The organism is Methanomicrobiales archaeon (assembly GCA_030019205.1).
Taxonomy (GTDB): domain Archaea; phylum Halobacteriota; class Methanomicrobia; order Methanomicrobiales; family JACTUA01; genus JASEFH01.
The window spans coordinates 21,674-44,240 of the sequence record JASEFH010000012.1 but is presented as its reverse complement, the minus strand read 5'-3'; the positions used below and the strand labels follow the sequence as shown (position 1 = coordinate 44,240).

Below are 22,567 nucleotides of genomic sequence, written 5' to 3'. Positions count from 1 at the left end.
GGGGGATCATGGCCGCACTCTTAGGTTCGGCTCCGTACATCTACGTAACCACCCGGTTGCGCGTGCGGAAGACGAAACTGATCCCCCGCGAGGAGTATCTCCGCATGCTCCAGATGAGTCTCCCCGAGATCACCCGCGTGATCCAGGAGACGGAGTACAAGCGGGAGATTGACGAACTCAGCTGGGCGTTCTCCGGCCTGGATCTCGTAGAGGAGGCGCTCTCCTGGAACCTGGCCAAGGAGTACCAGAAGGTGCTGGAGATCCTGCCGGCATCCCTGCGCCAGATGACGGAGAGTTATCTGCGGCGCTGGGATATCCAGAACGTCCTCACCATCCTGCGGGGAAAGGATCAGGGGCTGCCCGTGGGCAAGATCAAAGAGGTGCTGATTCCGGCCGGGGAACTGGACCGCCCGTTCCTGGACCGCCTGCTGACGCTCGACGCCTCCGAGGTCGTCGTCGATGCTCTCAAGGGGTGGAGGCTGTACCCCGTGCTCGCACGGGAGTACCCGCGGGCGGTCGAGTCCGGATCCTACGCGCGCCTGGAGAACGAACTCTACAAGCAGTTCTACCAGGATATGCTGGTCGATGCCCGGAGCGGGATCAAGGGAGGCGGCAAGTTCCTGGACTATATCCGGCTCGAGATCGACATCCGCAACATCCAGAACCTCTTCCGCCTCCGCGTTCAGCAGGAGAAAGGGGATATCCGCGAGATCATGGTGCCGGGAGGGTCCTTTTCCATCGAGGAGCTGCAGCAGCTCAACCAGATCGAGGCGCCCGATGAGTTTATGGATGCCCTGAGGAAACGGGTAAGCAGCAGATCTCTCTTGAGTGTCCTGGAAGAATACCTGAAGAGCGGCGCTACTCCCACCGGCAGCCTGCACGAGGTCGAGCTGGCCCTGACGCGCGTGCAGCTGCACCAGATGGAGCTGATGTCCAAACTGCATCCGTTCTCCATATGGCCGATCCTGGCGTACCTCGAGCTGAAACGCTACGAGATCGTCAACCTGCGTGCGCTGGCCCGCGGAAAAGAGGCAGGGCTCTCCAGCGACAGAATCCGGAGCTACCTGGTGATCTGAATGGAGATGGCAGTCATTGGCAGCAGCGAGTTCATCGTGGGGTTCCGGCTCGCCGGGATCCGCAAGATCTACGCTGCAGACGACGAGGAGAGACTGAAAGAACATATCGCCAGGGTTCTGGAGGACGATGAGGTCGGCATCCTCGTAATGGACAGCAGAGATATGGACAGGATCCCCCCGCGGCTCCGGACGACGCTCGAGAACTCGGTGAAACCTACCGTGATCGCGATCGGAGGCGAGGAGAGCGGCATGTCCATGCGAGAACGAATAAAGAGATCAGTGGGTGTTGATCTGTGGAAGTAGTGAGTCTGGTAAAACCCAAAAAAACCGAAGGCGGTGTTCTCAAGCGGATCTCGGGACCCGTGGTCACCGCCGTGAACCTAGATGCCCACATGTACGACCTGGTGAAGGTCGGCAACGAGGAGCTGATGGGCGAGGTCATCAAGATTCAGGGCGAGAACGTCATCATCCAGGTGTACGAGGATACCGCGGGGATCAAACCCGGCGAGCCCGTCTCCAACACCGGCCTTCCGCTGGCGGTGGAGCTCGGACCGGGGCTGCTGACCAGCATCTACGACGGGATCCAGCGGCCTCTCTCGGTGCTCGTGGACAAGATGGGCAACTTCATCGAGCGGGGGGTCTCCGCCCCGGGCCTGGACCGCTCGAGGAAGTGGGAGTTCAAGCCGACGGTGAAAGCCGGCGACCGGGTCGAGCCGGGGAGCGTCATCGGGGAGGTGCAGGAGACGCACAACATCGTCCACCGCATCATGGTGCCGCCCAACGTCAGGGGCGGCACCGTCGCGTCCATCCGGGCGGGATCCTTCACGGTGGAGGAGGTCGTCTGCACCCTGGACAGCGGCGCCGCTCTCACCATGATGCAGAAGTGGCCGGTCCGCGTGCCGCGCCCGGTGAAGGAGAAGCTGAACCCCGACATCCCGCTCATCACGGGCCAGCGGATCCTGGACGGACTGTTTCCCATCGCCAAAGGTGGAACGGCAGCCATCCCGGGCCCGTTCGGCAGCGGGAAGACGGTGACGCAGCAGCAGCTCGCCAAGTGGAGCGACGCGGAGATCGTGGTCTACATCGGCTGCGGCGAGCGGGGGAACGAGATGACCGAGGTGCTGACCGAGTTCCCGCACCTGCAGGACCCGAAGAGCGGTCGCCCCCTGATGGAGCGGACGACGCTGATCGCGAACACCTCCAACATGCCGGTGGCGGCCCGCGAGGCCTCTGTGTATACGGGGATCACGATCGCGGAGTACTTCCGCGACATGGGCTACGATGTCTCGCTGATGGCGGACTCCACCTCCCGCTGGGCAGAGGCGATGCGGGAGATCTCGTCCCGGCTGGAGGAGATGCCGGGCGAGGAGGGGTATCCGGCCTACCTGGCGGCACGCCTCTCGGAGTTCTACGAGCGTGCCGGGCGGGTGCGGGCGCTCAACGGCGCCCACGGATCCGTCTCGGTCATCGGGGCCGTATCGCCGCCGGGCGGGGACTTCTCGGAGCCGGTCACCCAGAACACCCTGCGCATCGTGAAGGTCTTCTGGGCGCTCGATGCCAAGCTCTCCCAGCGCCGTCACTTTCCGGCGATCAACTGGCTGAACTCCTATTCGCTCTACCTCGACTCGCTCCACGACTGGTATGACCAGCACGTCTCGCCGGAGTGGAACGGCATCCGCGCATGGGCGATGGAGGTGCTGCAGAAGGAGGCGGAACTCCAGGAGATCGTGCAGCTCGTCGGTTCGGACGCGCTCCCCGAGGAGCAGCAGATAACAATCGAGGTGGCGCGGCTGATCCGCGAGGTCTTCCTGCAGCAGAACGCCTACGATGCCGTGGACACGTTCTGCGACATGGGAAAGCAGTACGACATGATGAAGGCGATCCGGGCCTACGCCGATCTCGCGTACGCGGCGCAGGCGGCTGGCGTGCTGCCGCAGCAGATCCTGACGGTGCCGAGCAAGAGCGAGCTGCCGCAGATCAAGTTCATCAAGGACTACAAGCCGGTGCTCGCCCGCCTGATGCAGCAGATGGAGCAGGAGTTCCTGGCGCTGCGGGGAGGATGAGAGCATGAAGGAGTACAGAACCATAACGCAGATTGCCGGCCCGCTCCTCTTCGTGGAGAAGACCGAACCCATCGGATACGGCGAAATGGTGAACATCGTCCTCTCCGACGGGACCGTGAAGAGAGGGCAGGTGCTGGACACCAGCGACGAGATCGTGGTGGTGCAGGTCTTCGAGTCCACTGCGGGGATCGGGAGGGACAGCGGCATCCGCTTCACCGGCGAGACGATCAAGATGCCGGTCGGGCGGGAGATGCTCGGGCGCATCCTCTCCGGCGGCGGCAAGCCCATCGACGGCGGCCCGGAGATCGTCCCCGAAAAGAGGCTCGATATCACGGGCGCCGCCATCAACCCGTATGCGAGGGCGTCGCCGGCGGAGTTCATCCAGACGGGCATCTCCACGATCGACGGCATGAACACGCTCGTCCGCGGGCAGAAGCTGCCCATCTTCAGCGGCGCGGGGCTCCCCCACAACGACATCGCCCTGCAGATTGCACGGCAGTCGAAGGTGCTGGGGTCGAAGGAGCCCTTCGCCGTGGTCTTCGCGGCGATGGGGATCACCAAGGAGGAGGCCAACCACTTCATGGCCGACTTCGAGCGCACGGGCGCGCTGGAGCGTGCGGTGGTCTTCCTGAACCTGGCCGACGACCCGGCGGTCGAGCGGATCATCACGCCCCGTCTCGCCCTGACGACAGCCGAGTACCTCGCGTTCACGCTCGGGATGCACGTGCTCGTCATCCTGACCGACATGACCAACTATTGCGAGGCGCTGCGGCAGATCGGTGCGGCCCGCGAGGAGGTGCCCGGGCGCCGCGGCTATCCGGGCTACATGTACACGGACCTCGCCAGCATCTACGAGCGGGCCGGGATCATCCACGGCGTGAAGGGCTCGATCACGCAGTTCCCGATCCTCACCATGCCGGGCGACGACATCACCCATCCCATCCCGGACCTGACGGGCTACATCACCGAAGGTCAGATCGTGATCTCCCGCGAGCTCCACCGCAAGGGCATCTATCCGCCCATCAACGTGCTGCCCTCGCTCTCGCGGCTGATGAATCTGGGGATCGGCGTCGGGCACACCCGCGAGGACCACAAGAAGGTCTCCGACCAGATCTACGCGGCCTATGCGGAGGGCAACGACCTGCGGGGGCTGGTCGCCATCGTCGGCAAGGACGCCCTCTCCGAGCGCGACCGCATGTTCCTGGAGTTCGCCGACCTCTTCGAGGACCGCTTCGTCCGCCAGGGCCCGAACGAGGACCGATCGATCACCGAGACGCTGGACCTCGGCTGGGACCTGCTCTCCACGCTGCCGGTGGACCAGCTGGTGCGGATCGACCGCCCGCTCATCGAGAAGTACCACCCCACGTTCCGGAAGAAGACCGAGGCTGCAGCACCGGCGGCGGCGACGAGGTAAGTCGGCATGGCGCTCCGTGATGTCAAGCCCACGCGGTCTGAACTGATCAACCTGAAGAAGAGGATCGCGCTCTCCCAGAGAGGCTACAACATCCTCAAGAAGAAGCGCGACGGGCTGATCCTCGAGTTCTTCAAGGTGCTCGAGGAGGCGAAGAGGAGCCGGGGGGACCTGCAGGCCGCCTACAACCGCGCCAGCGAGATGATCGCGCTCGCCAACACCGTGGAAGGCACGATCGGGATCAAGTCCGCCGCCTTCTCTGTAAAAGAGGTCCCGGAGATCGATCTCCGCTCCAAGAACATCATGGGCGTCGTCGTGCCCGAGATCTCCGCCTCCAAGGTGCGGAAAGGCATCCTGGACCGGGGATACGGGTTGATCGGGACGTCCTCGGTGCTCGACGAGGCTGCCACCGCCTACGAGGAGCTGGTGGAGGCGGTCATCAGGAGCGCGGAAGTCGAGACCACCATGAAGCGGCTCCTGGACGATATCGAGAGCACCAAACGGCGCGTGAATGCGCTGGAGTTCAAGGTGATCCCGGAGCTCTCCGCCGCCCGGGACTTCATCAAGATGCGCCTCGACGAGATGGAGCGGGAGGAACTCTTCCGTTTGAAAAAGATTAAGGCGAGAACCTCCGAATAGGTGGTTGGATGACCACCATCGGAACTCTCTCGGATGTGGACGGGCGGGGGAAGACCGTTCTCCTCCGCCTCGATCTCAACTCCCCCATCGATCCTGCCACCAGCCAGATTCTGGACGATAAAAGGTTCCGCGAGCACCTGCCCACCATCCAGCACCTCGAAGGCAGCCGGCTCGTCATCCTGGCCCACCAGAGCCGCCCCGGAAAGAAGGACTTCACCACGCTCGAGGCGCACGCGGAGAAGCTCGAGAAGCTCCTCCACCGCCCCGTCGCCTACGTCGACGACATCATCGGGCGGCAGGCCCGCGAGGCCGTCCGGGGTATGCGGAGCGGGGACGTGCTCATGCTGGAGAACGTGCGGTTCAATGCCGAGGAGAACCTGACGGTAAAGCCCGAAGAAGCGGCCAAGACGCACCTGGTGCGGAGGCTCTCCGCCATGGCGGACATCTTCGTGAACGATGCCTTCGGCACGGCGCACCGCTCGCAGCCCACGATGGTGGGGCTGCCGCTCGCCATGCGGTCGGTCGCCGGTCTCCTGATGGAGAAGGAGGTGCTCACGCTCTCCCGCGTCTTCTCGGGGGCTCCCCGCCCGGTCTGCTTCGTCCTGGGGGGGACCAAGGTGGACGACTCCGTGGCGGTCGCGGAGCACGTCCTGAAGTCGGGCATCGCCGACCAGATCCTGGTCATCGGGGTGGTCGGGAACGTCTTCCTGCTGGCGAAGGGCGCAAACATCGGGAAGCCCTCCACCCAGCTGATCGAGCAGCTGAAGTACATGGGGGAGGTGGAGAAGGCGCGGCAGCTCCTCGAACAGTATGCCGGCCAGATCGTGGTTCCGGAGTACGTCGCCGTGCGGGACGGCAGCGGCAGCCGCGTGGAGTACCCTATCGGGCAAGTTCCGGAGGACGCTCCGGTGCTGGACATCGGGACGGATGCCATCCTCGCCATGGGGGACTGCCTCCGCCGTTCGGGAACGGTCGTCTTCAACGGGCCCGCAGGAGTGTTCGAAGAGGCGGCGTTCGCCATCGGCACCCACGAGCTCCTGAAGGTGGCGGGAAAAGCGGCCTTCTCGGTCGTCGGGGGCGGGCATACCGCCGCGGTCATCGAGCGGATGGGGATCGAGCGGGAGTTCACCCATATCTCTACAGGCGGAGGAGCCTGCATCGAGTTCCTGACGGGCAGGAAACTGCCGGCCGTGGGTGCTCTGGAGCGCTCGAAGCAGCTCTTTCTCTGAACCTGTACTGCGATCGGGGCCGATGGCCAGGTCGTAGATCTTTTAGCAGCAGACACTCGAGATCCATCACATTCGCGCGGAGGGATCAGGAGGAGGGGGATCTCCCGCTTCCATACGATAGCGCTCACCACGGAGTGCCGACGGGAAACCTTCCCGGGATGGATTTCCGCATAACTTGCTCCCCCTGTGCAACCTGACTTTCCGCAAATCAGGCATACAGGGGGGAAAGGCCATTTTTTGCCGTTTTGCGATATCGATGTCAGAACATCCTCCCCTGCACGGTGAATTTTCCTGACTCCAGGGTTATGCCGTACGCGCATGATTCTTTCGGGATCTCATAATACCATTGGCCCTTTCTTAAAATGGGTCGTCTCAATGTCTTTCATGTGCCTGTCGGGGCGGAAGTCGGGGGTACAAGCCCTATCGCAACTATGGGAGGGGGTGCACAATCCCACCGGGATTCCAGAATGCGGAGATCAATCCCGAACGGGATGCAATGGAGGCGGGTCCTATCGCACCTTTCGGGGAGGAGCAGCGCACCTTCCCCCCGTACCCCTCCCCGCCCGCAGGATACCGCAGGGAGAACGACGAACGCAATCCCGTTGCCGTGCACCTCCCGGTGCGACAGCCCCTGCTCGGGAAAGAGTGGATCCCCGCTCCCGTGAAAGGGATCCTGTACAGATCCTGCCCGAGGGGCGCTCTCATCCCCTCTCAGCCCGCACCCCGGGATTGGCGGCATGACGCGCGGGGTTGGGGGTCTACCTGATCCGCCCGAACTCCTGGCTCACTTCAGCGGCGGATCGGTACTCCCTGTCCACGAAACGATCGAGGGCCTCGATCGCCGCATCGGTCGCACCCCGCTGGCGTGCATAGTCCATGATCTCCCGCTTGCTCCGGGGATAGTCGATCCCGCCGAGATGCCTCTGCAGTGCCGACGCGCTCGGGCTCGCAAAGGTCCTGTCCGACATGGCGGACTTCTTCGCCGGATCCCTGCTCTCTCCATGCCTTCTTTTTGCCATTGTGTCCACCGCTCGATGCCTGCACCCGGCGCGGGAGGAGGCGCCCCCCATTCCGCGGAGACTGCATATAGGTTTCGGAGGACCGGACGGAACGCCACCTCGGGGGAAACCCGCAGGGGCTGCCGGCGGACGGGCGGTGCGGGTCGGCTGCCGGCGAGCTCATTTATCCCCTCCCCCGCCATGCACGCTCATGGCAGCATTCTTCGTCCCCGGGATATCGCCGCTGGAGGCGATCCTGCGAGCGGCCCCGATCTGCCTGGTCCTGCTCTTCCTGTTCCGCGCGATCGGGCGGCACGAGTTCGCGGATCTCTCGCCCTTCCAGCTGATCCTTCCGCTGGTCATCTCCGAGAGCGTCTCGGACGCCCTCTCTGCAGGAGACACCTCGCTGGCGACGGCACTGATCTCCGCCCCGCTCTTCGAGCCGCCCCGCACCGGGTGCATCGTCCGGAGGCGCCCGCCAGGATTGCTTCGGCCACAACTTTGACAAAGGGGCGAAAGTATTATCATGCCTGAGATCCATGGGGGGAGATGCCTCAGAGTGACGAAGAACCGCAACAAGTTCTGCATGTTGCAGTGAGTAACCAGGTCGCACCGGTGAAAAGACCTGGAAACGATTGAGACACTGCAACCATGGACCGAACAGAACAACGACGGTTTTTACTGCTCTGGGGCCCCTTTTCGTGAAGGTTGCCTTAATTGTCTTCCCTATGGAAGATGCCGGGCGGATTCTCCGGCACCGAAGACGGATCCGGATCGCCATTTCCGTGTATGGTCGGGTATCCGGCGCCGGATGGATTATCCGCGATGCGGTTGGAAACGCCGATGGTCAGGCCCTCCCTGATCGGATGCCGGCCCCGCGTCGACATCGGCGATCCCGCCGCATGCCCCCGGGGATGCCGGGAATGCGCTCGAGCGTTCCGCCCGTTCCGCGTGCGGTGCGCCGGGGCGGCTCATGGCGAAAGTTTTATCGTGTATTAAAACTATATTAAAGCGCCCTCAAATTGAGCGATTTCAGGTTCGATCATGCCCGCCGATCTCTCGAATCTCATTGCATCGCTGAAGAGGAGTGCACTGGAACGGTGCCGCGAGAGGGTGATCGCCGCTTCCGAAGGGGTTGAAAAACGAGCGCCGCCCCCCGAATACCCTGGTTATTCCAATCCTCCCCCCAGAGTGGGATCCACTCTCAAGCGCCACTACGGATTGGCGTGAGGCATCGAACGGAGACGGATCATGGCAGCCGAACGGTCTCTACTACAGAAGATCCGGGAGAAGGAGCTCGAGATCAGCGTCCAGGTGGATGCCGCCCGCGAGGAGTCGGAACGCAGGATCGCCGAGGCGCGGAGCGAAGCTGCCGCAATCATCCAGCAGGCCGAGCAGGAGGGGGAACGGGAAGCCAGGGCGTACTACCAGAGAGAGCTCGAGAAGATCCGTGAGCAGATCGAGCGGATGAGGACGGAAGGACTGCGGGAAGCGGAGTCCATCCGCACGAAGGGAGAAGGGAGGTTGCAGAAGGCGGTCGAGAGAATCGTGCATGCCGTTGCTCCGGAGTAGGTTGCCATGCTGCAGAAGATGAAGAAGATCCAGGTGTTCGGCAACAAAAAGGATCTCCAGAGCGTGGTCGATGTACTCTACCAGACGGGCACGGTCCACCTGGAGGACGTCTCCCGGCGCATCCTCCCCGGAAGCACGCTCTTGCGGAGAATGGAGGTCGAGCGGGGAGGCGAACTCTCGAGCGCGATGGTGAAACTGAACGGTATCCACGCCGCTCTTCCGAAGGCGGAAGTGGATCCACGCGTATACGATTCCCTGTATCAATCGTTCCAGAAGGGGAGCCCGGATCAGGTGCTCCGGCGCGCGAACGAGATCATCGATGAACTGGGTCCGAAGACGAAAGACCTGATCTCCCGAAAGAGCGATCTCGAGTTCACCCTCTCGTCGCTCGCCCGCTACGAGCAGATCATCCGCAAGATCCAGCCGCTCGAGGACCAGCTGCCGATCCTGGAGGGGTTCGAGGTCACGGTCATCCTGATCCAGAGCGAGTTCCGGGACATCCTGGAGATCGTGCGGAATGCGATGGTGGAACTCACCCGGAACCAGTTCGAGCTCATATCCGCGGATATCGATGAGAAGACCATCGCCGCCGTCACCGTCTTCAACAAAAAATACTCCGAGCATGTGCACTCGTTCCTCTTCTCCCAGAACGTGAACGAGGTCCGTCTCCCGCAGGAGTACCTGGGGCGGCCCTTCCACGAGATCCTGGCGATGATCGAGGAGAAGAAGAAGTCGTCCCTCGAGCAGATACGGAGAATCGATAGCGACCTGGCGAACCTGGGCGATGCCTGGTACCCGGAGATCTCCGTGCTGAAGAGGATCCTGGACGATCGGGTGAACGAGTCCAGCGTGTACGGGAAGTTCGGGCAGACCGACTTCACGTTCCTGATCGAAGGCTGGATCCCGGTGAAGGCCCTGAAGCGGACAAAGAGCGCCCTGCATGAGATGTTCGGGGAGAGAGTGGTGGTCCACGAACTCATGCTCACTCCCGAACAGGAGGACGAAGCCCCCACGTTCTACGACAACCCCCGCATCGTGAAACCCTTCGAGTTCCTCATGGGGCTCGTCAGCCCGCCACGGTACAGGGAGATCGATCCGACTCCGATCCTGGCCCTTTTCTTCCCCTTCTTCTTCGGGCTGATGGTGGGCGACGTCGCGTACGGGCTGATCATTCTCGGGATCGCTCTCCTGGTGAAGTGGAAGTACAGGGGAGAGGCCTGGATCCAGAACCTGGGCAGCATCCTGATCATCTCTTCCATCTCCGCGATCTTCTTCGGATTCCTCTACGGCGAGTTCTTCGGGAACCTGGGGGAGGAGATGGGCTGGCTGCATCCGATCGAGATCATGGGCGTCACCTTAAACCGCATCGAGGCGATGGTTCCGCTGCTCGTATTCTCCATCGCGATCGGCGTCTTCCATGTATTCCTCGGCCTGACTCTCGGGATCATCAATGCCTACCGCAAACGCGTCGGGTGCACCAAGCACATCTGCGAAAAACTCGGCATGATGGTCGTCATCCTCGGCCTGCTGATCGTGATCGCAGGCGCCGCCGGGATCCTTTCGGAAAATCTGCTGTATCCCGGCATCGGACTCATGATCGTGGCGGCGGTGCTCATCCTCTATGGGGGCGGCTTCTTCGGTATCTTCGAGATCATCAGCACCGTCGGGAACATTCTCTCCTACGCCAGGATCATGGCGATCGGCATGACCTCCGTCATCCTGGCCCTGGTCGCCAACGAGCTCGGCGGGATGATGGAGGTTGCGGCCGTCGGGGTGCTGGTGGCAGCCCTCCTGCACATACTCAACATCGCCCTGGCGATGTTCAGCCCGTTCCTGCACTCCCTCCGGCTGCACCTGGTCGAGTTCGATACCAAGTTCTATGAAGGCGGGGGCAAACTCTACAAACCTTTCCGAAGAGAGGAGCAACCGGGATAGGCGGGAGATAGCATGTAGCAGCCGTATAAGGGTACAGGGTGCAATCGTTCGATTTTCTGGTCCCGTGGTGTGGGAGCCATGGCGACCGCATTCCAGCGCCGTCAGGGGATCTTCCGCATAGCCTCCCGATAACAAATATATATGCCTGTGCAGATGGAGACCATGGCATAAACCAAACTGGAGATGAGAAAGATGGTGGATTTTGGTATTCCTCTGGGGGCCGGACTGGCCTTCGGACTGGGAGCACTGGGAACGGGAATCGCGCAATCGAAGATCGGCGCAGCCGGGGCAGGAGCGGTGGCGGAGAAACCGGAGACGTTCGGCTCCATGATCATTCTGGTGGCCATTCCCGAGACCCTGGCCATTCTGGGATTTGTGGTGGCGTCGATGATCATGGTCATGCTGGAGTGAGGGGGTCGTCGTACGGCACGAGGGGGGCTCGGGGGAGCCGGCGTCCATCCCCCCGCCGGATGGCCGGGACGCTCCGGACGGCATGCGGGGAGGGGGTTCCCGGGGGGCTAGCGCGATGCAGTATGCAGAGCTGATCCGATCCGTGGAACTGGGCGCTGCCGAGAGGATCGAGGAGATCCGCAGGCGGGCCGACAGAGAGATCGAGAGTATCCGGCGGGACGCGGAAGAGAAGGGAGCGGCGATCCGGCAGGAGCACCGGGAGCAGGCCGTCCGCGCCGTGGCCTCGGAGAGGGAGAGGCAGATCTCGGGCACGAGAAAGGACATACGGATGGAGATCCTGAAGGCCAAAGCCGATCTCCTGGACCGGGCCTTTCGGGGTGCGGAAGCCGCCCTGGCGTCGGTGCGGGAGAGGGGGACCTACCCCGCGATCTTCAGAAACCTGCTGCTCGAAGCGGTGCGGGAGATGGACGAGGAGACGTTCCAGATCCACGTGAACGGCAGAGATGCGGACCTCTGCCGCTCGATCCTGCAGGATCTGAACATGAACTGCGAGATCCTGCCCGATCTGCACTCCGCAGGAGGGTTGATCGCCCGTTCGCGCGACGGGAGGCTGGTCGTCGAGAACACCCTCGAGTCCCGGCTGGCCCGGGCACGGGAAGCACTGCGATCCGAGATCTTCCCCCTGCTGTACGGTGATTGAGGTGGAGTTCGAGTACGCCAATGCCCGCATCCGGAGCATGAAGGGGGACCTGCTGGGAGCCGACGAGATGGAGAGTCTGATCGTCAAACCCGATCTCGACGCCGTAATCGCCGAACTGAGTGGAACCCCCTACGGGAAGGATGTGGAGACGGCAAGCGCGCAGTACAGCGGCATCGTGGCCGTTGAAGTGGCCCTGCGGCGGAACTTCACCCGGAACTTCCAGAAGATTCTGGCGTTCCTGCGGGGAGACGAGGCAGAGGTCTACATTCGAACCCTTCTCGCCCGCTGGGATATCCAGAACATCAAGACGATCCTCCGCGGGAAGAACATCCATGCCGATCCGATCGAGATTGCCGAGTGCCTTGTCCCTGCAGGGGATCTGGACGAGACCGTCCTCACCGAGCTGATCAGCCAGCCGGATGTCCGGGCTGTGATCGACCTGATGGCGACGTGGGGGATCGAGTATGCCACGCCGCTCACACGCAGGTTCAGTGAGTTCATCGAACAGCGGGATCTCTCCATCCTCGAGTATGCGCTCGACATGTTCTACTACAAGAACGCCCTGCAGACCGTAAAAGAAGGTTCCTACAATGACCGCATCCTCGAGGAGATGATACGGACCGAGATCGATGTGACCAACATCAAGACGATCCTGAAGATGCTGCGGGACAGGATGGATGTGGAGGATGCGGGGAAGTACCTCATCCCGGGGGGCATCGCCCTCGATGCCGGAAGGATGCACTCCATGCTCACCGCCGGTACGATCGAGGGTGCCGTCAAGCACCTCGAGCCGACGCCGTACGCCTTCCTCGCCCGGGCACCGGAGGACGCCCTGCGGGGCGACAGAATATCGCCCCTCGAGAAGTGGCTCGATAACTACCTGATGCAGAAGGGGATCGCCAGGTTCCTGGGCTGCCCGCTCTCCATCGCTATGGCGATCGGCTATCTCTGGGCGAAGTACCGCGAAGTGACCAACCTCCGGATCATCGCACGCTGCAAGACGGAGGACGTCTCCGAAAAAGAGCTCCGGGGGGAACTGCTCCATGTATAAACTCGTCGTCGTCACGGATCCGGAGACCGCCTCGGGGTTCCGTCTGGCCGGCGTGGACGTGCTCGAAGCGTCCGGTGCGGAGGAGGCGCGGGAGATCATACCTCCCCTCCTCTACCGGGACGATACCGGTATCGTCGCCGTCAGCGAGGACCTGATGGGTTCGCTGGACGAGAAGGTGATGGAGAGGATCGAGAAGACCTACAGGCCGATCATCATCCCGATTCCTGCCGGTGCGCGATCGATGGAGAGATCCGGCTACATCGAGCGGCTGCTGCGGAGGGCGATCGGCTACAACATCGTATGGAGGCGATGAATGTGAGTATTCAGGGGAGCGTACGGCGCATCTCCGGCCCGGTCGTCATCGCGAGCGGGATGAGAGGCTCGAAGATGTACGACGTGGTGAAAGTCGGGGAGGACGAGCTGAACGGGGAGATCATCCGCCTGGAAGGCGACGACGCGATCATCCAGGTGTACGAGGATACCTCGGGGCTGAAGATTCGGGAGCGGGTTGTCAATACGGGAACGCCCCTCTCGGCGGAGCTGGGGCCCGGCCTGATCTCCTCCATCTTCGACGGCATCCAGAGGCCCCTCCCGCTCCTCGCCGAGAGGAGCGGCTCGTTCATCACCCGGGGGATATCCGTCCCCGGGCTCGATCGGCGAAAGAAGTGGCTATTCAGGGCAGCCGTGCGGCCCGGCGAGAGCGTAACCGCCGGCGATGTCCTGGGCGCGGTACAAGAGTACCACATCGAGCACCGCATCCTGGTGCCGCCCGGCACCGCCGGCACCGTGCGGCATGTGGAGGAGGGCGAGCACACTGTGCTCGATCCCGTCTGCACCCTGGACGACGGGACGGAGATCCCCATGCTCCAGAGGTGGCCGGTGCGGAGGGGGAGGCCGTACCGGAAGAAACTCGACACCAGCCTCCTCCTGGTCACCGGGCAGAGGGTCTTCGATACCGTGTTTCCCGTGACCAAGGGGGGGACGGCGATGATCCCGGGAGGGTTCGGGACGGGCAAGACCGTATCGGAGCAGACCCTCGCCAAGTGGTCCGACACCCAGATCGTCGTATACATCGGCTGCGGTGAGCGGGGCAACGAGATGACCGACGTTCTCTCCGAGTTCCCCGAGCTCGTGGATCCGAGAACGAACCTGCCTCTCATCCAGAGGACCATCCTCATCGCCAACACCTCCAACATGCCCGTCGCAGCGCGGGAGGCCTCGATCTACACCGGCATCACCATGGCGGAGTACTACCGCGACATGGGCTACGACGTCGCGCTGATGGCGGACTCCACCTCCCGCTGGGGAGAAGCGCTGCGGGAGGTCTCCGGGCGGCTGGAGGAGATGCCGGGCGAGGAGGGGTATCCGGCCTACCTGGCCGCGCGGCTGGCGGCGTTCTACGAGCGGGCGGGCCGCGTGGAGTGTCTGGGCTCCGGCGGGCGCGTGGGCTCCGTCACCATCGTGGGAGCCGTATCGCCGCCGGGCGGCGACTTCTCGGAGCCCATCACGCAGAACACGCTGCGCATCACGGGCACGTTCTGGGCCCTCGACACCAGTCTCGCCTACCGCCGCCACTTCCCCTCGGTGAACTGGATCAAGAGCTACTCCCTCTACCTGGACGCGGTGCAGGAGTGGTTCACCGCCCAGGGCCTGACGGACTGGAAGGAGCTGCGCGACCGCACCATGTACCTCCTCCAGAAGGAGGTGGAGCTGCAGGAGATCGTCCAGCTGGTCGGCCCCGACGCGCTCCCGGAGAGCGAGAAGGCGATCCTGGAGGTGACGAGGATGATCCGCGAGGACTTCCTCCAGCAGAGCGCCTACCACGAGATCGACTCGTTCTGCCCGCTGGAGAAGCAGTACTGGATGCTGAAGGTAATCCTGGCGTTCTACGACCGGGTGAACGAGGCGATGAGCCGGGGTGTCCCCCTGACGAAACTCCTGAAGCTGCCGCTGCGGCCGGAGATCGGGAGGATGAAGGAGCAGCCCGACATCCGTGCGCTGCAGGCCATGATAGGGGAGATCGATCGCAGCATCACGCAGCTGGAGGTGGAGGCATGACAGCCGGCTCCCTCATCCGCAAAGAGCACCGCACCGTCAGCTACGTCTCGGGCCCCCTGGTCTTTGCCGAGTACGCCCGCGGGGTGTCGTTCGGGGAGATCGCGCGGGTGACGCTGCCGAACGGGGAGGAGCGGACCGGTCAGGTGCTGGACGTCTCGGGCAGCCTGGCGGTGATCCAGGTCTTCGAAGGGACCAGCGGGATCGACAGCCAGGATACCCGCATCCGCTTCACCGGGGAGCCCCCGAAGATCGGCGTCTCCCTGGATATGCTCGGGCGGATCCTGGACGGGACGGGCAAGCCCCGGGACGGCGGGCCGGAGGTGATCGAGGAGGCGCGGCTCGACATCAACGGGATGCCGATCAACCCCTTCTCGCGCGACAAGCCCGCCGACTTCATCCAGACCGGCATGTCCGCCATCGACGGGCTGAACACCCTGGTGCGGGGGCAGAAACTTCCCATCTTCTCCGGGTCCGGTCTGCCCGCGAACAAGCTCGCTGCCCAGATCGCCCGTCAGGCGAAGGTGCGGGGCGAGGGCGAGAACTTCGCCGTCGTATTCGTTGCCATGGGGATCACCTTCAAGGAGGCGTCCTTCTTCATGCGGGACTTCGAGCGGACGGGAGCGCTGGAGCGGGTGGTCTTCTTCATGAACCTGGCGGACGATCCCACTATCGAGCGGATCGCCACCCCCCGCTGCGCGCTCACGGTGGCCGAGTACCTGGCCTACTCGCAGGATCTCCATGTGCTCGTCATCCTGACCGACATGACCAACTACTGCGAGGCGCTGCGGGAGGTCTCCACGGCGCGGGAGGAGGTGCCCGGGCGCCGCGGCTATCCGGGCTACATGTACACGGACCTCGCCACCCTCTACGAGCGGGCCGGGAGGATCAAGGGCCGGAAGGGCTCCATCACCCAGATCCCGATCCTCACCATGCCCGACGACGACATCACCCATCCCGTTCCCGACCTGACGGGCTACATCACGGAAGGCCAGATCGTGCTGTCGCGGGACCTCTACCGGCGGGGCGCGGACCCGCCGATCGACGTGCTCCCCTGCCTCTCCCGCCTGATGAACCTCGGGATCGGTCCGGGGAAGACCCGCGAGGACCATCGCAACGTGGCGGATCAGCTCTACGCCTCCTACGCCTACGGGCGGGACCTGCGCAGGCTGGTCGCCATCGTCGGCGAGGAGGCCCTGACGGAGCTGGACAAGAAGTACCTCAAGTTCGCCGACGCCTTCGAGAAGAACTTCGTCACGCAGGGGGAGGAGGAGAGGAGCATCGAACGGACGCTCGGCATCGCCTGGGACCTGCTCTCCATGCTCCCCGAGGATGAGCTGAAGAGGATCAAGGTCGAGTACATCCAGAAGTACCACCCGATGCACAGGAAGGGGTAGCCATGGAGCAGGTAAACCCGACCAGGATGGAGCTGATCCGCAAGCGCGCCCAGATCCGCCTGGCCGAGCAGGGCCGCGACCTGCTGCGGGAGAAGATGGACGCGCTCATCCAGGAGTTCTTCCGCATCATGGAGTCTGTCTCCCGCTCGCGGGACGAGCTGGAGGCGATCTCGGACCGGGCCCGGCACTCCCTCCTGATCGCGCAGGCGGTGGACGATCCGGTGGCGCTCCGCTCCGCATCGTTCGCCACGCGGCGGGGAGTCGCCCTGGATATACGGGGGAAGAACATCATGGGGGTCCCCGTTCCGCTGATCGAGAAGAAGCGCATCTCCAAGAGCGCATTCGAGCGGGGCTACAGCGTCATCGGCGTCTCGGGACGGATCGACGAGGTCGCCGAGAAGTACGAGGCCGAGGTCGACCTGATCATCGGGCTGGCAGAGACCGAGACCTCCCTCCGCCGGGTGGGGGGCGAGATCCAGATGACCCGAAGAAGGGTCAATGCCCTGGAGCAGGTCCTCATCCCGGAGCTGAAGAAGCAGGCCAAGTACATCGAGATCACCATCGAGGAGCGGGAGCGCGAGGATCTCTTCCGCCTCAAGAAGGTGAAGAAGATGATCGAGAAGAGGAAGGGGGGCAGGGCGGAGCCGGGCTGAAAAGAGTGCCCCCTCCGCTTCCCGGGTGCAGCGCGGACGCTCTCCCGCACCCGCAGGGGCCCGCGCACATGCGATTTTTTTAATACGTTTGAGCGAACAGAGTGTGATGGTGAGACAGCAATGCAGGGTCCGAACTTTCCCTCTTCCCACGACACCCGTGCAGCATCCAGAGACGTCATCCGCAGGAGAGGTCTGCAGGCGCTGAACCGACTGAGAAAAGCCGGATCGTCCCCTACCCGGAGAATGCAGTTTCTATCCGCCGATAGAGACCCCGGAGATCACCGCAGATAGGGCCGCCCCGCCATCGGGAGTCCGAGGCAGGGTCAGAGAGTACGGAGCAGTATCTCTCTGACCTCCTCGAGGGCGGCATGCTCCCCGATCTGCCGATTCCGAAGATTTTTTCCGGTCTCGGCCAGGCTCCTGACGTCTCTCTCCGTCAGGCGGGCGAACGCGTACTTCTCCCAGGTGCTCCGTTCGATGGAGACCCAGGCCTCGCCCAGGACGTACTTCAGTGCATCCACATCCGAAGCGGAGAGAAATCGCCACGCAGACCCAAGATTCTGCCGCATCTTCTCGACGGCCACCTCGACCGCCTTCTCCTTCTGGATCTGGAACTTCCGCCTCCCGATCTCGTCGCTCGTGACTTCCGGCATCATCCGACCTCCCTCATGTCTGACGGAGGATGGCGTCCATAACCATAAATATCCACCGAAGCTGCCCGTCCCCCGAACGGGCGTGTTTCCGCCCCCGTGCTGCAGCACGAACCGGGGCGGACGCGAAGGGGTGCGAAGCCGCTTCCCCGGGACCCGCTCCGGGCGGTGACGCACAGCATCCGCGACCCTCTCAGGGACGAACGGCCAGGATGGAGGCGGCGCGCATCGCCGCCGATCTCCCGTCGATCGCGTTCCTCCGCAGCTCGGCCCCGATCCGGATCAGTGTCTCCAGCTCGCCCCGCGAGAGACTGGCAAAGGAACACCGTTCCCAGTCCTTTCTGTCCATGTAGACCCAGGTCTCCCCGAGGATCTGCTTCAGGGCCCGAACCTCCTCGAGGGAGTACACCTGCCAGTTCACGTCCGCACTCTTCTTGATTCGCTCGATCGCGCTCTCCGCCTGTTTCTCCTTCATCACCTGAAAGTACCTCTGCCCCCTCTCGGTCGCAGAGACATCCGCCATCCGATCACCCCCTTCCGCCGTCCGGGACCCCGCGGGTTCCCCTGCGGCGGCGGTCCATGTTCTCCTTCCGGTACCCCGGAACCCCCGTGCCTCCCCGCCCGGTTGCCGCTCCGCACAGTCAGGAGGCGGGCTGCGCCCGAACCACCAGGAGCGGACGGTCGGTATGGATGGCAATCCCGAACGTCGTGCTGCCGAGGAGGATCTCTTTCAACAGCCCTTTGCCATGGGAGCTCATGAGGATCAGCGACACGTCCTCTTCGGCTGCCAGCCGGTTGATCTCGTCAGTCGGCCTCCCCAGGCGGATATGGCCGCTCGAGGGTATTCCGGACGCCTCCAGCTCGGCCTGGAGATCCTTCAGATTCTTCGATGCCTCCTGCACGTAACCGGCGATCTCCTCGCGGGTCTCGCCCCGCGTCACCACGTGGACGAGCACCGCCTCCCGGATCCCCTCCAGCCCCTTGAGGCTCTCGAGCGCGGCGCGCGCCGGTTCCGAGAAGTCCGTGGGACAGAGCACCCTCGTGAAGATCCCCGAACAGTACTTCTCCAGGACTCTGCCCTCCAGGTGTTCGGCCACGCTGTCCCGGATGATGAGCAGGGGAGTCTTCCCGTGCCGCAGGACGCCTGCGGAGACGCTGCCCAGCAGAAGGCCGGAGATGAGGTTGCGGCCCCGGCACCCCATGACGATTACGGAAGCCTGTTCTTCCCGTGCGACCTCCAGGATCTCGGAGGCAACGGTGCCTCCGGTGATGACCCACACGATGTCCTTCACGCGCTTGCCGGCTCGCTCCAGGTACCCCTTCTCCTCGCGGAGCTGTATCTTCGCATTCTCGATCTCCGGCTCGTGCGTCCACCCCCGCCGCGTGTAGTGCGTTCCGTCGATGACATGCAGAAGGATGAGATCGGTTGCCCATGGAATAGCAGTCAGGCATACCAGAGTCTTTTTCGCGCATTGAGAAAAATCGGTCGGGACCAGGATCTTCTGGAACATTCCCCCATCCCGAATCTACATTATCTTTCATGATAATTAATGTTTCGCGCAGCGGATATCCCCGCGGAGTCCCCGGCGCGGCGCTCCCGGAACCCCGGCGCCCCTCCCGCCATCCATCGCGAAAACTATATCAGTGGTTGCACGATCCTCTTTTCATAAGCTATCATGCCAGAGAGTTCCTGCTATCCGTCTCCATCCCATCCTGGAAGAGGGTTACGGATTCCTCTCCAGCGGCGGATCCGGGGAAGGGGAGGATGCGCTGAGATACTTTTAAGGTTTTTGCTCATATGAGTAATATTAACCTGAACCGGACGTGAAGCCGTGAGCAGCAAGGATATCAACATCAGAATCGGGGAGCTCGAGACGGGGATCGGGCACATCCGGGATCTTCAGGTCCGCATCGGCAGAGTCCTCGACGAGAAGTGGGCCGAACCCGCCGGTCCCACGCCGTTTCCATCCCTGACCGCCCTGCGCAACTGGGACAGAACCCTTCTGAACCGCTACAGGCCGTTTTACCTTCCCTTCTGCGATCTCTGCTGTCTGTGCACCTACGGGAAATGCGATCTCACGGGGTCGAAACGGGGTGCCTGCGGGATCTCCATGGCAGCGCAACAGTCCCGCATCGTCCTGCTCGCCGCCTGCATCGGTGCGGCCACCCATATCAGCCACGCCCGCGAACTCGTCGCCCACCTGATCCAGGAGTTCGGGCGGGAGCGGAAGCTCGACGCGGGCTCGAGCGTGGAGGTGGAGGCCCCCGTCATCCGCCTGGTCTGCGGGATCCGCCCCCGCACCCTCGCCGACCTGGAACCGGTGCTCGACTACGCCGAGCAGCAGGTGACGGCCCTCCTCTCGGCCACCCACACGGGCCAGGAGGGCGATCCCATCGATCTGGAGTCGAAGGTGCTCCATGCCGGCATGGTCGACCAGGTGGGGATGGAGGTCGCGGATATCGCGCAGATCTCCGCGTACAATTTCCCCAAGGCAGAACCGGCGACGGCCCTCGTCGACCTGGGGATGGCCGCCGTGGATACGGCAAAACCGGTCATCCTTGTCATCGGCCACAACGTCCCCCCGGCGGCAGGTATTCTGGATTACCTGCAGGATCGGGGGCTCGCGGGCGGTGTCGAGGTGACCGGCATCTGCTGCTCGGCGATCGATGCGTCGCGCTACTCCCCCGAGGCCAAGATCGTCGGGCCCATCTCCTGGCAGATGCGCTACGTCCGCAGCGGCATTCCCGATGTGGTCGTGGTCGACGAGCAGTGCATCCGCACCGATATCCTGGAGGCGGCGAAGGCGCACGGCATGCCGCTCATCGCCACGAGCGAGAAGGTCTGCCTGGGGCTCCCCGACCGCACGGCGGATGCGGCCGATGCAATCGTGGCCGATCTCACCGGAGGGCGTTCGCCGGGGGCTTTCATCCTGGATCCGGAGAAGGTGGGCGAGGTCGCGGTGAAGACCGCTCTCGCCGTCGCACCCGCGCGGCGTGCCGCGCGGAACGCGCCGTACCGGGTGGATCCACGCGAAGAAGCCGGGCGGTGCGGGGGGTGCGGGTTCTGCCAGCGCGCCTGTCCCAACGACCTGAACGTCCCGAAGGCGATGCAGGCGTGCGCCGCCGGCGATACCGGGATGCTCGCCGCCCTCTACGACGCCTGCCTCGGCTGCACCCGCTGCGAGCACGCCTGCCCGCAGGGAATCCCCGTCCACTCCTGCATCCTGGCCGCGGCAGGAGAGTCGATCAGGAACGAGCGGTTCAGCATGCGGACCGGGCGCGGCGCCATCGGGGATATCGAGATCCGCCAGGTCGGGGGGCCGATCGTCCTCGGCGAGATCCCGGGCGTCGTCGCCTTCGTCGGCTGCGCCAACTACCCGGACGGAGGGAGGGAACTCGCGGAGATGGCGGGGGAGTTCGCCACCAGGAAGTACATCGTCTGCACCTCGGGCTGTGCGGCGATGACCATCGGCATGTACCGCAACGAGGAGGGAAAGACCCTGTACGAGACCTACCCCGGCGACTTCCAGGCGGGCGGCATCGTGAACGTGGGCTCCTGCGTATCGAACGCCCATATCGCCGGTGCCGCGATCAAGATCGCCAGCATCTTCGCGCGGAGAAACCTGCGGGCCAACTACGAGGAGATCGCCGACTACGTGCACAACCGCGTCGGGGCCGTCGGGATCGCCTGGGGGGCGATGTCGCAGAAGGCCGCCTCGATCGCGGCCGGATTCTGGAGGCTCGGCATACCCGTCATCGTAGGGCCGCACGGCACCAAGTACCGGCGGATGCTCCTCGGGCGTGCGGACCGCGAAGAGGACTGGTACGTGCTCGACGCCCGCTCGGGCGAGGAGGTCTATACCGGTCCCGTTCCGGAGCATCTCTTCATCGCCGCGGAGACACCGGAGGAGGCGATGATCCTGGCAGCCAAACTCTGCATGCGGCCGAACGACACCGCCCGCGGCAGGGCGCTCAAGCTCACCCATTATATCGACCTCCACCGCCGCCACCGCGGCGGCATTCCGGATGACCTCCCCCTCTTCGTCCGCACGGCGAGCGATATCCCCATCACCATGAAGGAGGAGCTGCTGCAGGTGCTGCGCGAAAAAGACTGGAAAGAGATCAGAATCCCGGATCCGACGCTGCTGAGACGGCCGGCACGGGGGCGGCAGGATTGACGGACACGGACAGCTGGCAGACTGCGGAGGTGGGGGGGCCCCGCAGGGCTGCCGTCATCAGGAAAGCGGTGGCGGCGGCCGCGGTGATACGGCGGGCAGAGCGGCCGATTCTCATCCTGGGCCACCGGGCGGGCGAGAGAGAGTGCAACGGCGGGCGGATGATCGACTGCCTGATCGGTCTCGCGCGGGCGAGCGGCTGTACGGTGGTTGCCAGCGGCAACGCGAGCTCCGCACTGCGGGAGAGGGGCTATCCCCCCCATGCGGCGATGCCGGCCGTGGAGCTCGGGAGCCGCCTGACGGACCCGGCCTGGACGGGCATCGACGGGAAGGGGGCCTACGATCTGGCGATCCTCGCCGGCCTCCCCTACCCGATGGCCTGGACGCTCCTCTCCGCCCTGAAGCACTTCTCGCCCGTAAAGACCCTCTGCCTGGACCCCGGCTACCAGCCGCAGGCGACATGGTCGCTCCCGAACATCTCCCTTGCCGACTGGGCGGCGTTCATGCACGCACTCAACGCGAGCCTCGCTTCAACGGAGGGGGGAGGATAGC

The 22,567-nt window shown here is 63.9% G+C and carries 22 protein-coding genes; 18 read left to right on the top strand and 4 right to left on the bottom strand.

The window, feature by feature from the left end; genetic code table 11:
• Positions 1-8: 8 nt before the first annotated feature.
• The 6 genes from QMC96_07975 to QMC96_07950 are packed head-to-tail and all read left to right on the top strand — an operon-like array spanning position 9 to position 6,418.
• Complete coding sequence (locus tag QMC96_07975) at positions 9-1,076, top strand: V-type ATP synthase subunit C (protein ID MDI6876692.1); 1,068 nt, start codon at positions 9-11, stop codon at positions 1,074-1,076.
• On the top strand, positions 1,077-1,379 hold the full coding sequence (locus QMC96_07970; GenBank protein MDI6876691.1) for a V-type ATP synthase subunit F: 303 nt from the start codon (positions 1,077-1,079) through the stop codon (positions 1,377-1,379).
• Positions 1,370-3,139 carry an ATP synthase subunit A gene (locus tag QMC96_07965; GenBank protein MDI6876690.1) on the top strand — a complete coding sequence of 590 codons (1,770 nt, stop codon included), beginning with the start codon at positions 1,370-1,372 and terminating at the stop codon, positions 3,137-3,139. The genes QMC96_07970 and QMC96_07965 overlap by 10 nt, the downstream gene beginning before the upstream one ends.
• Before the next feature lie 4 nt (positions 3,140-3,143).
• Positions 3,144-4,553: a V-type ATP synthase subunit B gene (locus QMC96_07960; GenBank protein MDI6876689.1), complete on the top strand. Its 1,410-nt coding sequence runs from the start codon at positions 3,144-3,146 to the stop codon at positions 4,551-4,553.
• Between the two features lie 6 nt (positions 4,554-4,559).
• Complete coding sequence (locus QMC96_07955) at positions 4,560-5,189, top strand: V-type ATP synthase subunit D (protein ID MDI6876688.1); 630 nt, start codon at positions 4,560-4,562, stop codon at positions 5,187-5,189.
• An 8-nt stretch (positions 5,190-5,197) separates the two neighbouring features.
• The gene (locus QMC96_07950; GenBank protein ID MDI6876687.1) at positions 5,198-6,418 is read left to right on the top strand and encodes a phosphoglycerate kinase; all 1,221 of its coding nucleotides are present in this window, start codon (positions 5,198-5,200) and stop codon (positions 6,416-6,418) included.
• Positions 6,419-7,176: 758 nt separating this feature from the next.
• Here the strand turns inward: QMC96_07950 and QMC96_07945 are convergent.
• Complete coding sequence (locus QMC96_07945) at positions 7,177-7,437, bottom strand: DUF2795 domain-containing protein (GenBank protein MDI6876686.1); 261 nt, start codon at positions 7,435-7,437, stop codon at positions 7,177-7,179.
• Positions 7,438-7,627: 190 nt separating this feature from the next.
• Here QMC96_07945 and QMC96_07940 point away from each other — a divergent pair, with 190 nt between their 5' ends.
• The 10 genes from QMC96_07940 to QMC96_07895 all read left to right on the top strand — a co-directional run bounded on the left by QMC96_07940 (position 7,628) and on the right by QMC96_07895 (position 17,190).
• Positions 7,628-7,921 (top strand): hypothetical protein, encoded by a 294-nt coding sequence (locus tag QMC96_07940; protein ID MDI6876685.1) that lies wholly within the window; start codon positions 7,628-7,630, stop codon positions 7,919-7,921.
• Between the two features lie 746 nt (positions 7,922-8,667).
• Positions 8,668-8,988, top strand: coding sequence for a V-type ATPase subunit subunit G family protein (locus QMC96_07935; protein MDI6876684.1), 321 nt, complete (start codon positions 8,668-8,670; stop codon positions 8,986-8,988).
• Between the two features lie 6 nt (positions 8,989-8,994).
• Positions 8,995-10,923, top strand: a complete 1,929-nt coding sequence (locus tag QMC96_07930; GenBank protein ID MDI6876683.1) for a V-type ATP synthase subunit I — start codon at positions 8,995-8,997, stop codon at positions 10,921-10,923.
• 183 nt (positions 10,924-11,106) lie between these two features.
• Entirely contained in the window at positions 11,107-11,334 is a 228-nt protein-coding gene (locus tag QMC96_07925) for an ATPase (protein ID MDI6876682.1), read from the top strand.
• 115 nt (positions 11,335-11,449) lie between these two features.
• The gene (locus QMC96_07920; protein ID MDI6876681.1) at positions 11,450-12,034 is read left to right on the top strand and encodes a V-type ATP synthase subunit E family protein; all 585 of its coding nucleotides are present in this window, start codon (positions 11,450-11,452) and stop codon (positions 12,032-12,034) included.
• Between the two features lies 1 nt (position 12,035).
• Positions 12,036-13,085, top strand: a complete 1,050-nt coding sequence (locus tag QMC96_07915; GenBank protein ID MDI6876680.1) for a V-type ATPase subunit — start codon at positions 12,036-12,038, stop codon at positions 13,083-13,085.
• Positions 13,078-13,398 carry a V-type ATP synthase subunit F gene (locus tag QMC96_07910; GenBank protein MDI6876679.1) on the top strand — a complete coding sequence of 107 codons (321 nt, stop codon included), beginning with the start codon at positions 13,078-13,080 and terminating at the stop codon, positions 13,396-13,398. The genes QMC96_07915 and QMC96_07910 overlap by 8 nt, the downstream gene beginning before the upstream one ends.
• On the top strand, positions 13,395-15,143 hold the full coding sequence (locus tag QMC96_07905) for a V-type ATP synthase subunit A (GenBank protein MDI6876678.1): 1,749 nt from the start codon (positions 13,395-13,397) through the stop codon (positions 15,141-15,143). The genes QMC96_07910 and QMC96_07905 overlap by 4 nt, the downstream gene beginning before the upstream one ends.
• A complete protein-coding gene (locus QMC96_07900; protein MDI6876677.1) occupies positions 15,140-16,537 on the top strand; it encodes a V-type ATP synthase subunit B in 1,398 nt (465 codons plus the stop codon). The genes QMC96_07905 and QMC96_07900 overlap by 4 nt, the downstream gene beginning before the upstream one ends.
• Positions 16,538-16,539: 2 nt before the next feature.
• Positions 16,540-17,190 carry a V-type ATP synthase subunit D gene (locus tag QMC96_07895; protein ID MDI6876676.1) on the top strand — a complete coding sequence of 217 codons (651 nt, stop codon included), beginning with the start codon at positions 16,540-16,542 and terminating at the stop codon, positions 17,188-17,190.
• Positions 17,191-17,513: 323 nt separating this feature from the next.
• On the opposite strand, the gene QMC96_07890 is transcribed toward QMC96_07895, so the two are convergent.
• From QMC96_07890 to QMC96_07880, 3 genes are all read right to left on the bottom strand, one after another.
• On the bottom strand, positions 17,514-17,846 hold the full coding sequence (locus tag QMC96_07890; protein ID MDI6876675.1) for a hypothetical protein: 333 nt from the start codon (positions 17,844-17,846) through the stop codon (positions 17,514-17,516).
• A 187-nt stretch (positions 17,847-18,033) separates the two neighbouring features.
• A complete protein-coding gene (locus QMC96_07885; protein ID MDI6876674.1) occupies positions 18,034-18,363 on the bottom strand; it encodes a hypothetical protein in 330 nt (109 codons plus the stop codon).
• Between the two features lie 118 nt (positions 18,364-18,481).
• On the bottom strand, positions 18,482-19,351 hold the full coding sequence (locus QMC96_07880; protein ID MDI6876673.1) for a universal stress protein: 870 nt from the start codon (positions 19,349-19,351) through the stop codon (positions 18,482-18,484).
• Positions 19,352-19,672: 321 nt separating this feature from the next.
• Here QMC96_07880 and cdhA point away from each other — a divergent pair, with 321 nt between their 5' ends.
• Together cdhA and cdhB are read left to right on the top strand one after the other, a co-directional pair.
• The gene (cdhA, locus tag QMC96_07875; protein ID MDI6876672.1) at positions 19,673-22,018 is read left to right on the top strand and encodes a CO dehydrogenase/acetyl-CoA synthase complex subunit alpha; all 2,346 of its coding nucleotides are present in this window, start codon (positions 19,673-19,675) and stop codon (positions 22,016-22,018) included.
• Positions 22,015-22,566, top strand: a complete 552-nt coding sequence (cdhB, locus tag QMC96_07870) for a CO dehydrogenase/acetyl-CoA synthase complex subunit epsilon (GenBank protein ID MDI6876671.1) — start codon at positions 22,015-22,017, stop codon at positions 22,564-22,566. Before cdhA ends, cdhB begins: the two co-directional genes overlap by 4 nt.
• The last annotated feature ends 1 nt before the right edge of the window (position 22,567 follow it).